The sequence below is a fragment of the Salegentibacter sp. Hel_I_6 genome (genome assembly GCF_000745315.1).
Classification (GTDB): domain Bacteria; phylum Bacteroidota; class Bacteroidia; order Flavobacteriales; family Flavobacteriaceae; genus Salegentibacter.
Window position 1 is genome coordinate 2,514,141 of the sequence record NZ_JQNQ01000001.1, and the last position, 14,816, is coordinate 2,528,956.

At 37.6% G+C, this 14,816-nt stretch carries 9 protein-coding genes; 3 read left to right on the forward strand and 6 right to left on the reverse strand.

The features are described 5' to 3' along the window. Window positions 1–14: 14 nt before the first annotated feature. The gene (locus tag FG27_RS11080; RefSeq protein WP_037319023.1) at window positions 15–599 is read right to left on the reverse strand and encodes a YceI family protein; all 585 of its coding nucleotides are present in this window, start codon (window positions 597–599) and stop codon (window positions 15–17) included. A gap of 257 nt (window positions 600–856) precedes the next feature. Continuing rightward, on the reverse strand, window positions 857–1,735 hold the full coding sequence (locus tag FG27_RS11085) for an ABC transporter permease (protein ID WP_037319024.1): 879 nt from the start codon (window positions 1,733–1,735) through the stop codon (window positions 857–859). A gap of 250 nt (window positions 1,736–1,985) precedes the next feature. Here FG27_RS11085 and FG27_RS11090 point away from each other — a divergent pair, with 250 nt between their 5' ends. Then, window positions 1,986–2,912, forward strand: coding sequence for a ketopantoate reductase family protein (locus tag FG27_RS11090; RefSeq protein WP_037319025.1), 927 nt, complete (start codon window positions 1,986–1,988; stop codon window positions 2,910–2,912). Here the strand turns inward: FG27_RS11090 and FG27_RS11095 are convergent. The 4 genes from FG27_RS11095 to FG27_RS11110 form a co-directional block, all read right to left on the reverse strand. After that, entirely contained in the window at window positions 2,909–5,323 is a 2,415-nt protein-coding gene (locus tag FG27_RS11095; RefSeq protein ID WP_037319027.1) for a glycoside hydrolase family 31 protein, read from the reverse strand. The two genes, FG27_RS11090 and FG27_RS11095, sit on opposite strands and share 4 nt — an antisense overlap. 112 nt (window positions 5,324–5,435) lie before the next feature. Further along, window positions 5,436–7,346, reverse strand: coding sequence for a 1,4-alpha-glucan branching protein GlgB (glgB, locus tag FG27_RS11100; RefSeq protein ID WP_037319028.1), 1,911 nt, complete (start codon window positions 7,344–7,346; stop codon window positions 5,436–5,438). Window position 7,347: 1 nt separating this feature from the next. Continuing rightward, window positions 7,348–8,616, reverse strand: a complete 1,269-nt coding sequence (locus FG27_RS11105) for a glucose-1-phosphate adenylyltransferase (RefSeq protein WP_037319030.1) — start codon at window positions 8,614–8,616, stop codon at window positions 7,348–7,350. Window positions 8,617–8,618: 2 nt separating this feature from the next. Continuing rightward, window positions 8,619–10,028: a glycogen synthase gene (locus FG27_RS11110; protein WP_037319032.1), complete on the reverse strand. Its 1,410-nt coding sequence runs from the start codon at window positions 10,026–10,028 to the stop codon at window positions 8,619–8,621. Window positions 10,029–10,351: 323 nt separating this feature from the next. On the opposite strand from FG27_RS11110, the gene FG27_RS11115 reads away from it, so the two are divergent. Both FG27_RS11115 and ald read left to right on the forward strand, forming a co-directional pair. Further along, window positions 10,352–13,336 carry a leucine--tRNA ligase gene (locus FG27_RS11115; protein WP_037319035.1) on the forward strand — a complete coding sequence of 995 codons (2,985 nt, stop codon included), beginning with the start codon at window positions 10,352–10,354 and terminating at the stop codon, window positions 13,334–13,336. A 287-nt stretch (window positions 13,337–13,623) separates the two neighbouring features. After that, window positions 13,624–14,724, forward strand: a complete 1,101-nt coding sequence (gene ald / locus FG27_RS11125; protein ID WP_037319041.1) for an alanine dehydrogenase — start codon at window positions 13,624–13,626, stop codon at window positions 14,722–14,724. The last annotated feature ends 92 nt before the right edge of the window (window positions 14,725–14,816 follow it).

The following is a 14,816-nucleotide window of genomic DNA, read 5'->3' on the forward strand; positions in this document are numbered from 1 at the left end:
TTTAAATTGAATAGTTATTTAGAAAATGTTGATTTGAATTTAATAGTAAGTTCTTCTCCTGTGGTAATTGTTCCAAACATTGCAGTTGGAGGATCAATTTTATAATCTTTCATATTAAGGTTTTCCTCGCCATTAATTTCCAGTTTATCGCCATTAAGTTTTGCAGTAAACGCTACCGGAACTTGTTTAGTAACTCCTGAAATTTTTAAAGTTGCCAGGCCATTTATTTTATATGAACTTCCATTGGCTTCAATTTTTTTAACTTCATCCAGCTTAAATTCTATATTTTTATGATCGCCGGTTTTAAGTGCCTTATATGCATTTTTGTCCATTCCGCTTTTTCCGCTTTCTAAACTTTCAGCAGGAACAGTTACTTGTAGTTTGGAGATTCCGGTAAGTTTTCCATCTTCTGTAGTAATTGTAGCCCCTCCTTGTTTGGAAGTTGCCTTCATTTCCCAGTCATGAATATTGGAAGTTCCTTCTATAATAATTTCAGAAGAATTATCCATTCTGTAATTCTGGCCAAACATAGTGCCTGCAGTTAGCAGTATAAAAAATACACCAGTAAGTATTACTTGATATGATTTTAAGACTTTCATGATATTAGGTTTTTAAGTTTGGTACAAAGTTGGGGTAGAAATGCAGCAGAATTTATGACGAGAGTCAGGTTTGGGGATATTTAATTTATGGTGTATTATAAATAATAACACGCTAAACTATAATATTATCAGGTAGTTACGAAAACTAAAACGTTTGCGATATCTAATATTTTATGCTTAGAAAATCGCAAAAGTGAAGTGAGAATTATTCTGAAATAATTCTTTTTCTGAAGAAAAAATGAAATCCGGAATGCTTTTTAGTAGTAAAGCTCGTCGGTTTTTAGGTTTAGAAACCTTGAGGTGGCGAAAAATGTGCTTAACCAGGTAATAAGAATTCCCATAATAAAAACTCCTAAGAATAGGCCTGCAAGTAGTTTTACATCTGAAGTTAAACTTAGCTGAGGAAAACTGCTGTTGAGGTAGTAGAGTGCGCCCGCCATTCCAATAAGAGCGATAATAGCACCAATTATTCCTAATTTTACACTTTGCCAGATAAATGGCCTGCGAATAAAGCCTTTGGTGGCGCCAACCATTTGCATTGTCTTTATAATAAAGCGTTTAGAATAAACCGAAAGTCTAATAGAGCTGTTTATCAATAATACTGCGATAAACGTGAAGACCCCGCTGGCAATAAGCACCCAAAAACTAATTTTCTTTACATTTTCGTTTAAGAGCGCAATAAGCGGTTTGTCGTAAACTACCTCATCTACAAAGTTTTTAGAAGTAAGCTCGGCTGCGATCTCATCTACCTGCTCCCCAGAAACAAAATCGGCATTCATATAAACATCTATAGAATTCTGTAAGGGATTATAGCCTAAGAACTCCATGAAATCTTCACCTATTTCTTTACTATGTTCTTCGGCAGCCTGCTCTTTAGAAACGTATGTAGAAGACTTGGTATATTCTGCCATCGCCAGGCTTTTCTTAAGTTGTTCTATTTCTACTTCTTTGGCGGTATCTTTTAAATACACCGTAAGGGCGATTTGTTCTTTAAAATGATCGGCTACTTTTTTGGTGTTTAAAACCAGCAATCCCAGCATCCCCAATAAAAAAAGTACTAAAGCAATACTAATCACTACCGAAAAATAAGACGAAATTAAACGGCGTCTCTGGTACTTTTCAAAAGATGTGCTCATAGGTGACCTTAGATTTTGTGTAAAAATATAAAAGTTAAGCGTTCAATTTCTTTAAAACGTTTAAAGTTTAAAAAAATTAGCAAAGTCTTAAATTTTTTATTCAGGAATGAGAAACGACTATAAGGTAACTGCGAAAATTATTCGTCAAGCTGAACTTGTTTCAGCTTCTAATATGTTCATTAACTTAGATGCAGAAAATATGTTTAGAGTTTAAAGATATTTCTAATTTCATGTTGAAAAGCAGAATACTATGAAAATACTAATCTTCGGAATTGGTGGTGTAGGTGGTTATTTTGGCGGGAAACTAGCCCACGCTGGATTTAATGTTTCTATGATCGCACGCGGAAAGCACTTGGAAGCAATCAAAGAAAACGGACTTGAAGTTGAAAGCATCAACGGGAATTTCACTGTAAAACCCAAACTCGCTACCGATAATTTAGCTGAAGTTCCTACTCCAGATCTAGTGATTTTAGGTATAAAATCCTGGCAAATTCCTCAAGTTGCCAGTCAACTAAAACCGTTCATTTCAGCTGAAACTATGATCTTGCCTTTGCAAAACGGGGCCAATAATGTTGAAAAGCTGTTAGAGAGTTTTCCGAAGAAAAATATACTCGCCGGGCTTTGCCATATCGTGAGTTTCGTAGAAAAACCCGGAAAAATTAAGCACGTGTCCTTTGAACCCAGAATCACTTTTGGAGAAATAGACAATTCAAATTCAGAAAGAGTTCAGCAGCTAAAATCGGTGTTTGATAAAGCTGGGATCACTAATTTTAATCCTAAGAATATTCAATTGGAAATCTGGAAGAAATTTTTATATATCGCAACTGTTAGCGGGCTTGGCGGGTTAACTAGAGTTTCTATAGATAAAATTAGGGAAAGTGAGTATTTATATGATCTACTGCAAAAAACTGCGCAGGAAATTAAATTATTAGCCAACGCAAAGGGAGTGCCGTTGGCAGAAGAACATCTGGAAAAGACATTTGAACTTATTCAAAATCAACCGCCGGGAACTACCGCTTCTACACAACGCGATATTATGGCTGGTAGGCCTTCAGAATTAGAAAATTTTAACGGATTTATTGTAAAAGAAGCTGAGAAATTGGGCATTGCAACACCCGTAAATAAAATGATTTACGAGTGTTTAATGCCTATGGAAATAGCGGCGAGGAATTCTTAATTATTTCCGTTCTCTGCGCTTAGATCTATCATCGAGAAGTTTTCTTCAATAATCATCGTGAGGCAACCATTAATTTGAAGGTGCTCCAAAGATTTTGTTTCATTATCTAATTGAATCTTTTTGATCTCAAATGGTAATCCGTGAATTTGTAATTTAAACTGCTTACAATCTGAGGCGAAAGTTCCTTCTTTATGCTGCTGTATTACCAGTTGATTTTTTCTACCGGTAAGTTTAAAGCTTCTCAAACAGAAACGCCCTTTAGTATAGTCGTAGCCATCTTGTGCATCCTCAAAGAACTGTGAATCTTCTTTTCCATTTTTATAATAAATATCCAAAACAACTTCTTCTATCTTTTTTTCTCCCACATATTGTTGAACCGGGTATTTTGGAATAATCGCACCTTCTTTGATAAATACGGGCATACTTTCTATATCTGCATCTACCCACATTTCTTTGCCGCCTTTTACGAGTTCATCGGTCCAGTAATTATACCATCCGCCTCTTGGTACATACATTCTTCTTCCTTTAGCATTAGGTTCTAAAACCGGACAGGCAAGGATACTATCACCAAAAATAAATTCGTCTATTCGGTAATGCGTGTTCACATCTTCCTGGTCAAACATCACTAAAGATTTTACCATAGGCACACCTTTTTCTGTATAATCCCAGAATGCTGTATAAAGATATGGTAGCAACTGATAGCGTAATTCAATAAATTTCCGAACAATATCGGTAATATCTTCATCAAATGTCCAGGGTTCCTGATCTCCGTGATCCCCGGAAGAATGAACCCTAAAGAAAGGATGAAAAGTTGCTAATTGAATCCATCTGGCAAATAATTCCCCGTGAGGTTGCTCGGCAAAACCACCGATGTCACTTCCGGCAAATGAAAAACCAGACATAGCAAGGCGCTGAACCTGCACATTAGCAATCCATAAATGCTCCCAGTTTGCAATATTGTCTCCGGTCCAGGTTGAGGTATAGCGTTGTGTTCCCGAATAGGCTGCGCGTGTAATTACAAATGGACGTTTAGGATGTGAAAATTTCTTTACGCCTTCGTAGGTAGCTCTTGCCATTTGCATTCCGTAGATATTGTGAGCTTTTCTATGGCTACAGGGATTTCCGTCGTAATCGTGTCTCACATCGTGAGGAAAGGTTTTATTAGGGACTTCCATCACTGCGGGCTCGTTCATATCGTTCCAAATACCTTTTACACCTATATCTTCAATTATTTCTTTAAATAAACCAGACCACCATTCCCTAACTTCTGGTTTTGTGAAATCGGGGAAGTAACATTCCCCTGGCCAAACTTTTCCTTTTATATAAGGACCATCGGCACGTTTACAGAAATAATCATTTTCCAAACCTTCCTTATAAACCCAATAGTTTTTATCAATTTTAATCCCCGGATCTATAATTGCCACGGTTTTAAACCCATCTTCTTCCAGTTCTTTCACCATTCGCTTAGGATCTGGGAAATACTCTTTGTTCCAGGTAAAGCACCTGAAACCTTCCATATAATCTATGTCAAGGTAAATGGCATCACAGGGAATTTGTAGTTCTCTAAATTTAGATGTGATTGCTTTTACCTTGCTTTCTGGGTAATAACTCCATTTACACTGGTGAAATCCTAAAGCCCAAAGTGGTGGTAGATCTGGTTTTCCAGTAAGATCGGTGTAATATTCAACAACATCGGTCATTTTTGGGCCGTAGATAAAATAATAGTTCATCTCACCGCCCTGGGCCCAAAAACTGGTTACAAACCTTCTTTCCTGTGCAAAATCGAAATAAGATCTAAAGGTGTTGTCAAAGAAAATTCCGTAGGCTTTATTGTTGTGAAGCCCCGTGTAAAATGGAATGGTTTTATAAATAGGGTCGGTTTCTTTTCCATAGGCATAAGAATCGGTTACCCAGTTTTCAAAGCGTTTTCCTTTTAAATTTAAATGTCCCGGTTTATCGCCCAGGCCAAAATAGCTTTCTCCATCGTGAGAAACCTTGCTCATTTTTACGATGTCGCCACCAAATTCATAACTCTCTTCCCAGTGGAAACCAAGTTCATCCTGGTTTATTAAGCTGCCATCTGCCTTATCATAAATCTTGATGAGTAAACCTTTTTTGGAAACCTCACATATAATTTTGGAAGTTGTGATACTATAACAATCTTCTTTTTCCTCAATATCTAATTGGTTGTAACCAATACTTGCATATTTGGTAATCGCATAAGAAAAATCGTTGGCGAACATACCTGTAGTTGAATATCTAAAACGCAGCAAGCCGTCTCTAAGGATTGTGATTTGCAAAGCCACGTCATTTTCTGTGGTAAAATATAAAGAATCAACATCTTTGCTGAAGGAAATTACGTTAGAAGGAAATGCATTTCCCTTTTGTTCTAACTCGGTATTTGTGATCATATTATATAATGAATTTCTAAGCGATAAAAGAACTGAATACTTTTCATATATAAGTTAATATTCACATTTTATTTATAAGCGTTTATTAACTATATCGTTGTTGTTCATTTAATTAAGTTGAATACTTAAAAGCTAGCATCGCTAAAGGTGGTATATCTATTACTGCTGAATATTTCCTGGAATGCCAGGTTTTGGTAGAAGTTTTAGCGCTTTTGTTTGTATAATTTCCACTGCCGTAGAATTGCGTTTTATCGCTATTAAAAACTTCTCTTAGTATTCCTGATTCAGATAAGCCAATTCGATAATTTTCTCGCGGAATTGGAGTAAGATTACATACAATAATTAAATTGTCTTTTGGCTCATTTCCTTTTCTGATAAAGCTTATCACCGAATTTTCAGCATCGCTGTAATCTATCCATTCAAAACCTTCGGGTACAAATTGTTTTTCATATAAAGCCGGCTGGGACTTATAGAATTCATTTAAAGATTTTATCAATTCCTGAACCCCTTTATGGGAGTCGTATTCTAACAAATGCCAGTCTAAACTATTCTGAAAATCCCATTCTTCACTTTGCCCAAATTCACAACCCTGAAACAATAATTTAGTTCCCGGGTGCATAAACATATAGCTATAAAGCAGGCGTAAATTAGCAAAGCGTTGCCAATCATCTCCCGGCATTCTTCCTAAAATCGAACGTTTTCCATACACTACTTCATCGTGAGAAAGCGGTAACATAAAATTTTCGGTAAACGTATAAGTAAGGGAGAAAGTGATGTTATTTTGGTGATGTTTTCGGTAAATGGGTTCTTTAGAAAAATATTGAAGGGTGTCGTGCATCCAGCCCATCATCCATTTCATCCCAAAACCAAGTCCGCCTAAGAATACTGGTTTTGAAACTCCGCTGTAGGCAGTAGATTCTTCAGCAATGGTTTGTACATCAGGAAAAGAGGCATAAACTTCTTTGTTGAGTTCTTCTAAAAATGAGATTGCTTCCAGGTTCTTATTTCCACCGAATTCATTGGGTTCCCATTCGCCGTCTTCACGGGAATAATCCAGGTAAAGAATAGAAGCCACGGCATCTACCCGAAGCCCGTCAATATGAAAATGTTCTAACCAATAGATTGCGTTGCTAATTAAAAAAGCTCTTACCTCGTTGCGGTTATAATTAAAGATCAAACTTTTCCAATCGGGGTGATAACCTCTTTTTGGATCGGGATGTTCGTAAAGATGTGTTCCATCAAAATAACCCAGCCCGTGGCTGTCTTCAGGAAAATGGGAGGGTACCCAATCTAAGATTACTCCAATATCATTTTCGTGAAGTTTATCTACTAAAAATTTGAATTCATCTGGATAACCAAATCGGGCGGTTGGCGCAAAATATCCTGTGATTTGATAACCCCAACTGGGGTTGTAAGGATATTCCATTATGGGCATAAATTCAACGTGGGTAAAGCCCATTTCTTTAACATAAGAAACCAGCTCAGTAGCTAGCTCATAATAAGAAAGCGAGCGGTTTTCTTCAGTTTTTTTCTTCCAGGAAGATAAATGTACTTCGTAAACCGAATAAGGAGCATCTAATGAATTATTCTTTTTCCGTTTTTGCAACCAGGATTTATCTTTCCATTTATAATCATCTTCCCAAACTACTGAAGCCGTATTTGGCGGATGTTCACAGCGCCGGCCATAAGGATCGGCTTTTTCGGTAATGATGCTATTATGATTACTATGAATTTTATATTTATATAAATTCCCTTTTTCAACATTTGGGATAAAACCTTCCCAAATCCCGCTGCCGTCCCAACGCACATTTAATTGATGCTCGCCATCCTTCCAGTAATTAAAATCCCCAACTACCGATACCTGTTTAGCGCCTGGAGCCCAAACGGCAAAATAGGTCCCTTTAGCCTCATTTAAAATGATAGGGTGGGAGCCGAACTTCTCGTAAAGCCGGTAATGTTTCCCTGATTTAAATAAATTAATGTCAAATTCAGAAAACAGGCTGTGCGTTTTAACTTCTGTCATATTATCCTATTGTGGTTCCAGGTGGTAGTATGGCTTCTTTTTTAAGCACTACAATTCCTTCTTTTATTACGTATGCATCGGTTTCTGTATCTTCTAAATGCGATCCGCCGTTTATGGTGGTATTGTCACCAATCCTGCAATTCTTATCTATTATGGCATTTTGTATGTTACAGTTTTCACCTATACCGGCAAGGATATCAATCTTTTTTTGTTCAATTTCATCTAAAGATTCATAAAAGTCGGTTCCCATCATATAACAGTTCTTTATTACTGAACCTTTACCAATTCTAGACCTCACACCAATTACCGAAGATTCAATTTTATCAGCATGTATAATACAACCTTCGGCTATAACTGCTTTTTTTAGTTTGGTTCCCGAAATTTTAGAGGTTGGAAGAATTCTGGCTCGTGTATAAACCCTATTTTCCATATCGTAAAGATTGAATTTCGGAATATCTTCGGTTAAACCAATATTGGCCTCGAAAAATGATTCTATATTTCCAATATCGGTCCAGTAACCCTCAAATTGATAACCGCAAACTTTTTTATTTCCTATAGCCTGCGGAATGATCTCTTTACCAAAATCTACCGTTTTGGGATCGTCCATTAATGTTTCCAACAATTTTCTATTAAAAACATAAATCCCCATAGAACCCAGGTAATTTCTGCCTTCCGCTTCCATTTCGGGACCTACAGGTGAGGTCCAGTCAGGTAAAAGTTCAGATTTCGGTTTTTCGATAAACGAGGTAATATTATTATCCTTATCGGTTTTCATAATCCCAAAGCTTGGTGCCTCTTTCGCATTTACAGGTACGGTTCCAATAGTAATATCGGCGCCGGTATCAATATGTTGTTGAACCATAAGATTGTAATCCATATGATATAATTGATCTCCTGAAAGGATTAAAAAATAATCAAATTTGTGCTTCCTAAAATGATGCATTCCCTGTCTAACCGCATCTGCTGTGCCCTGGTACCAGGTTTTATTATTTGGAGTTTGTTCTGCGGCCAAAACGTCTACAAAAGCCGAACTAAAAAAGCTAAAGTGAAACGTGTTCTTGATATGTTTGTTTAGCGACGCCGAATTAAACTGCGTCAAAACATACATTCTTTTAATGTTAGAATTAATACAGTTTGAAATTGGAATATCTACCAGCCGATATTTACCCGCGATAGGAACTGCAGGCTTAGACCTGCTTTCTGTTAATGGATGTAGCCTGGTACCCTGACCGCCTCCAAGAATTACCGATAATACTTTGTCGTTTAACATGTTTAGCCGCTTTTTAGTGAGTTATACAAATCGATATACTGTTGAGCCGAAACATTCCAGGAATGATCAATGCCCATAATATGTTTTCTGGTTTTTTTAAATGCAGGTTTATTATTATAAAATGCTATAGCCCTTTTTAAAGTTTGAAGAATATCATCTTCTGAAGCTTCCTGGTGTGAAAATCCAAAACCGCCATCTTCAACATCTATAACGGTATCTTTTAAACCGCCAATACTTCGCACAACAGGGATGGTTCCGTACCGAAGGGAATATAATTGATTGAGTCCGCAGGGTTCCACGCGGGAAGGCATTAATAAGAAATCTGCACCTGCATAGATGAGGTGCGAGAGTTTTTCATCATACCCAATAAAAGTGTTGTAAACGCCCTTATGTTTTTTATTTAAAGTTTTTAAGCTCTCTTCTACTTCAGGATTTCCAGAACCTAAAACGAGAATATTGCATTCTTTTTTTGAAAGCACTTCATCAAAAACTTCCGGTAGTAAATCGGCGCCTTTTTCGTAAACCAGTCTGCCAATAAAGGCGAATAATGGTTTTGAGACTGAAAAGCCAAACTCTTTACAAAGCCATTTTTTGTTCGCTGTTTTCCCGGTTTGAATATTTTTTGCTGAATAATTTTTAGTGATAAATTCATCGGTTTCAGGATTCCATACCTCGGCGTCAATACCATTTAGAATTCCAACACATTTTTCGTTTTCATGGCTCAATAAACTTTCTAAACCATTCGCAGCTTGTTGTAATTCCTCCATATAACTTGGAGAAACCGTAGTTACCCGCCAGGCGCATTTAATTCCAGCAGCCAATGGATTTATACTACCATCCCAATCCAGTAAACCAATATTTGAAATATCAAAAGCAGGAAGGTAATGTACCTTATCGTGCGCGAACCAGCCCTGGTATTGTGCGTTGTGAATAGTAAGAATAACAGGAATTTGATTCAACGATTCATATTTAAAGCACTCCTGCGCCATAAAAGGAATTAATCCTGTATGATGATCGTGACAATGAATTACGGAAGGTTTTGTTTTTAGGGTCAACATCCAATCTATTACCGCGATTTGAAAAGCGGTAAAACGCGCCGTATCGTCTGCAGAGTATACATAATCCTTAAATAAAAGTTCAGGAATATCTACAAACAGAACTTCAATGTCTAAAACCTCCTTTTTTAATTTCAATATACGATACGAGAAATTGTCTTCACCCAGAACCAATTCTGATTCGTAAACACTTTCAAATTTGTGTGCAGCGGTAAATTTATTGTCATAAAATGGCATTACCACCTTAGCGCTAACTCCTGCCTGTTGCTGATATTTTGGTAAAGAACCAACCACATCTCCCAGGCCTCCAACTTTTGCAATAGGGTAACATTCAGCGCTTACGTGTATCACGTTCATATTGAAATTTTTTGAAAAAAAATATAGAGTTAATCAGGTTGTTTCTAACGATTATAAGATCAGGAATTTTGATGGTCTCAAAAATTCAGACCCTGTTTATCGTCAAATCCCTATAAATTTAATAAAATAATGGAAGAAGTTAACTATTCAAGGTAATAATCAGGGTTTAAAAAATGAATCAAATCCAGATTGTAAAAAATCTGAGCGTATTTACTTCTTAATCCCTTCTCCCTAAATTCCCATAAGTGGTTTAAAATTGTAAATTTGCAGCCAATAATGTGGAGCCGCTTTGCGCGTAATCAGCAGCTAAGAAAAATAGAACAATGAGTTACAACTTTAACGATATTGAAGACAAATGGCAAAGATACTGGGCGAAAAACCAAACTTTTCGCGCCAGCAATTCTTCCGATAAACCGAAATTTTATGTTTTGGATATGTTTCCATATCCTTCAGGTGCCGGCCTTCACGTTGGGCACCCGCTAGGTTATATTGCCAGCGATATTTATGCGCGCTACAAACGCCATACAGGGCATAATGTGTTGCATCCGCAAGGTTACGATAGTTTCGGCCTACCTGCCGAGCAATATGCCATTCAAACCGGGCAGCATCCGGCGCTTACCACAGCTAAGAATATTAAAAGATATCGGGAGCAGCTCGATAAAATCGGCTTTTCTTTCGATTGGAGCAGGGAGGTTCGCACCAGTGATCCCGAATATTATAAATGGACGCAGTGGATCTTTATTCAACTTTTTGATAGTTGGTATGATTTGGAAGCTGATAAATCAAAAGATATTTCAGAGCTTGAAGAAATTTTTGCTTCAGAAGGGAATTCTCGTTTAAATGCCGCCTGTGATGATGAGGTTCAGGAATTTTCAGCTGATGCCTGGAATACTTTTTCTTCGGAAGAAAAACAACAAATATTATTAAAATACCGACTTACCTATTTAGCTGAAACCGAAGTAAACTGGTGCCCGCAACTGGGGACCGTTTTAGCTAACGACGAGATTGTTAATGGCGTTTCAGAACGTGGCGGCTATCCCGTAGTTCGTAAAAAAATGACGCAATGGAGTATGCGAATTTCAGCATTTTCAGAACGTTTATTACAAGGTTTAGATCAACTGGATTGGACTGAAAGTTTAAAGGAAAGTCAGCGTAATTGGATCGGGAAATCGGTTGGGGCACACGTAGATTTTAATGTTCAGGATTCTGATGATAAAATTGGAGTTTTTACCACCAGGCCCGATACTATTTTTGGAGTGACTTTTATGACTTTGGCTCCGGAACACGAACTGGTTAAAAAGATAACCACGCCTCAGCAAAAAGAAGAAATTGAAGCCTATGTTGCCGCCAGTGCAAAACGCAGCGAGCGCGAACGTATGGCCGATGTAAAAAGTATTACCGGGGTGTTTACCGGCGCTTATGCCGAGCATCCTTTTACCGGTGAGTCAATACCTATTTGGATTGGCGATTATGTACTTGCGGGTTATGGAACCGGTGCCGTAATGGCTGTGCCTTGTGGCGACCAGCGGGATTATGATTTTGCCAGACATTTTAATATTCCGATTAAAAATATCTTTGAAAATGCCAATATTTCTGAGGCTGCTTTCTCCGGAAAAGAAGGAACGGTAATCGCAAATTCCGATTTCCTTAGCGGACTCGAATATAAGGAAGCACTTCAAAAAGTGATTTTAGAATTGGAAAAAACCGGTCACGGTTACGGAAAAACCAATTATAGATTGCGCGATGCGGTTTTTAGCCGTCAGCGTTATTGGGGTGAACCCTTCCCGGTGTATTACGTAAAGGGAATGCCGCAAATGATAGATGTGCAACATTTGCCTTTGCATCTTCCTGAAGTTGAAAAATACCTACCCACAGAAACCGGCGAACCACCTTTAGGAAATGCTGCCGATTGGGCCTGGGATACCGAAAAAAATGAAGTTGTTTCTAATGATAAAATCGACGACAAAACTGTTTTTTCTCTTGAATTGAATACGATGCCTGGTTGGGCGGGAAGCTCCTGGTACCTATTCCGCTATATGGATGCCGGAAATACTGAGGAATTCGTTTCTTCAGCAGCTCAAAACTACTGGGAAAATGTAGATCTATATATAGGTGGAAGCGAACACGCCACCGGTCATCTATTATATTCCCGTTTCTGGACAAAATTTCTTCACGATCGCGGACAGCTTTCGGTAGAAGAACCTTTTAAAAAGTTGATCAACCAGGGAATGATTTTGGGGCAGAGTGCAATAATTTACAGGGCAAGTATAAGAACATTTTGGGAGCAGGAAACTGCTGAAGATATATCAGAATATTTGAATAAACATTTAATTTTTATTTCTTACGATGAGTACATTGCTGCTCGAGAGTTGGGTGAGACTAACTTATTAAAAAAAGCTACTGAAGATCTCAAAAATAAATTAACTGATAAATTTAAAGTAGAATTAAAATCCTTTAGAATTGATTTTGCGAACGCTGTTCCATTAAGAGTTGACGTGAACTTGATAAATACTTCTGATGAGTTAGATATTGCTGGTTTCCGGAATCATGCTCTTTATAGAGATTATAAGGAATCTTTTTTTATAACCAGTGAATCTGGAAAATTTTTAGTACAAAGAGAAGTCGAAAAAATGTCGAAATCTAAATACAACGTGGTAAACCCCGATGATATTTGTGAAGATTACGGCGCTGATACGTTGAGAATGTACGAGATGTTCCTTGGGCCACTTGAACAGGCAAAACCATGGAATACAGCAGGAATTACAGGAGTGCATAACTTTCTTAAGAAGCTTTGGAAATTGTATCACAACGGCGAGCAATTTGAAGTTTCCGAAGAAAAAGCTTCAGCCGATTCCTTAAAAAGTCTGCATAAAACCATTAAAAAGGTTACTGAAGATATCGAGGAATTTAGTTTTAATACTTCGGTTTCCACGTTTATGATTTGTGTGAATGAGCTTTCTGCACAAAAATGCAATAGCAGGGAAGTTCTTGAACCTCTTGTTATTTTATTAGCACCTTACGCGCCTCATATTTCAGAAGAACTTTGGAATAAATTAGGGCATTCAGAATCTGTAGTAACCGCTGAATATCCGGTTTTTGAAGAAAAATACCTGGTAGAAAGCACCAAAAATTATCCAATTTCCTTCAATGGGAAAATGCGATTTACAATGGAATTACCACTGGATATGCCTAAAGATGAAATCGAAAAAACCGTTATGGCAGATGAACGAACTCAAAAACAATTAGATGGTCGCTCACCTAAAAAAGTGATTGTAGTGCCGGGAAAAATTGTAAATATTGTGGGATAATATCGATTTGAAGATTTATTTATTTAAAAATTTGAAAAAATCCGTTTCCTTATTGGGGAACGGATTTTTAATTTCGGAAAAGCTTCATTTTTACGAAAAGCATAATTCGAAAGATAGATTTAATCACCTCACCCCCTTTAAAAATAAAAATAAATCCATTAAAATATATTTTTGTTATAAATACCCCCTATTTTTTGAGCGCCCTAATCAATTAATTCAATATATTTAAAACACACCCCTTAATTTGTAAATAAATTGAATTATTTTCGTTGCAAAATATTCGACTTATGATAATTGGTGTCCCAAAAGAAATTAAGAACAACGAAAGCCGAGTGGGGATGACCCCGGCTGGTGTTTTAGAACTAACCAAAAGCGGTAATACAGTATATGTGCAAACCACGGCCGGGGAAGGCAGCGGATTTTTAGATGATGATTACGAATTAGCCGGTGCAGAAATTCTTGGTTCCATAGAAGCGGTTTATTCGGCTGCAGAAATGATCGTAAAAGTAAAGGAGCCTATTGAAGAGGAGTATTCGCTGGTAAAGAAGGACCAGGTGGTGTTTACCTATTTCCATTTTGCATCCAATCAAAAACTTACCGAGGCGATGATGCAGAGTGGTTCGGTTTGTATTGCTTATGAAACGGTGGAAGATGCTTCAGGTACATTGCCATTGCTTACGCCAATGTCTGAAGTAGCCGGGAGAATGGCAATTCAGCAAGGAGCCAAGTATCTTGAAAAACCGGTAAAAGGGAAAGGACTTTTGTTAGGGGGAGTTCCCGGGGTAAGACCAGGGAAAGTTCTGGTTTTGGGAGCTGGAGTTGTAGGTATACAGGCTGCGAAAATGGCGGCTGGATTAGGATCCCAGGTTACTATTATGGATATTAATATGAATCGTTTGCGCTACGTAAACGATGTTATGCCTAGCCATGTGGTAACCGAATTTTCTAATGAATTCAATATAAGAAAGCATATTAAAACCCACGATCTTATAATCGGCGGAGTATTGATTGCCGGTGCAAAAGCACCAAAACTCATTACGCGCGATATGCTAAAGGACATGCAAAAAGGCAGTGTAATTGTTGATGTTGCTGTAGACCAGGGCGGATGTATAGAAACTACAAGGCCAACAACCCATGAAGATCCTGTTTATATAATAGATGATGTTGTGCACTACTGCGTGGCTAATATGCCGGGTGCAGTACCACACACTTCTACACTTGCGCTTACCAATGTTACGCTTCCTTATGTTTTAAAATTGGCTAAACTAGGTTGGGAGAAAGCCTGTGCCGAGGATGCTGATCTGGAAAAAGGCTTAAATATTATTAACGGTAAAGTGGTTTACCAGCCCATCGCTGAAGCTTTTGGTTGGGAAGAAATGATGGCGTAGTTTTTCTAAAGGAATAAAATACCGTCATTGCGATGGAGGAACGACTGAAGCAATCTGTTGGTGAAAAAAACGGATTTTATTCCACAGATTGC

Coding starts and splice junctions, on each gene's coding strand:
- FG27_RS11105 (WP_037319030.1), bottom strand. CDS start 8,616: ATGTTAAACGACAAAGTATTATCGGTAATTCTTGGAGGCGGTCAGGGT.
- glgB (WP_037319028.1), bottom strand. CDS start 7,346: ATGACAGAAGTTAAAACGCACAGCCTGTTTTCTGAATTTGACATTAAT.
- FG27_RS11095 (WP_037319027.1), bottom strand. CDS start 5,323: ATGATCACAAATACCGAGTTAGAACAAAAGGGAAATGCATTTCCTTCT.
- FG27_RS11115 (WP_037319035.1), top strand. CDS start 10,352: ATGAGTTACAACTTTAACGATATTGAAGACAAATGGCAAAGATACTGG.
- FG27_RS11080 (WP_037319023.1), bottom strand. CDS start 599: ATGAAAGTCTTAAAATCATATCAAGTAATACTTACTGGTGTATTTTTT.
- FG27_RS11110 (WP_037319032.1), bottom strand. CDS start 10,028: ATGAACGTGATACACGTAAGCGCTGAATGTTACCCTATTGCAAAAGTT.
- ald (WP_037319041.1), top strand. CDS start 13,624: ATGATAATTGGTGTCCCAAAAGAAATTAAGAACAACGAAAGCCGAGTG.
- FG27_RS11090 (WP_037319025.1), top strand. CDS start 1,986: ATGAAAATACTAATCTTCGGAATTGGTGGTGTAGGTGGTTATTTTGGC.
- FG27_RS11085 (WP_037319024.1), bottom strand. CDS start 1,735: ATGAGCACATCTTTTGAAAAGTACCAGAGACGCCGTTTAATTTCGTCT.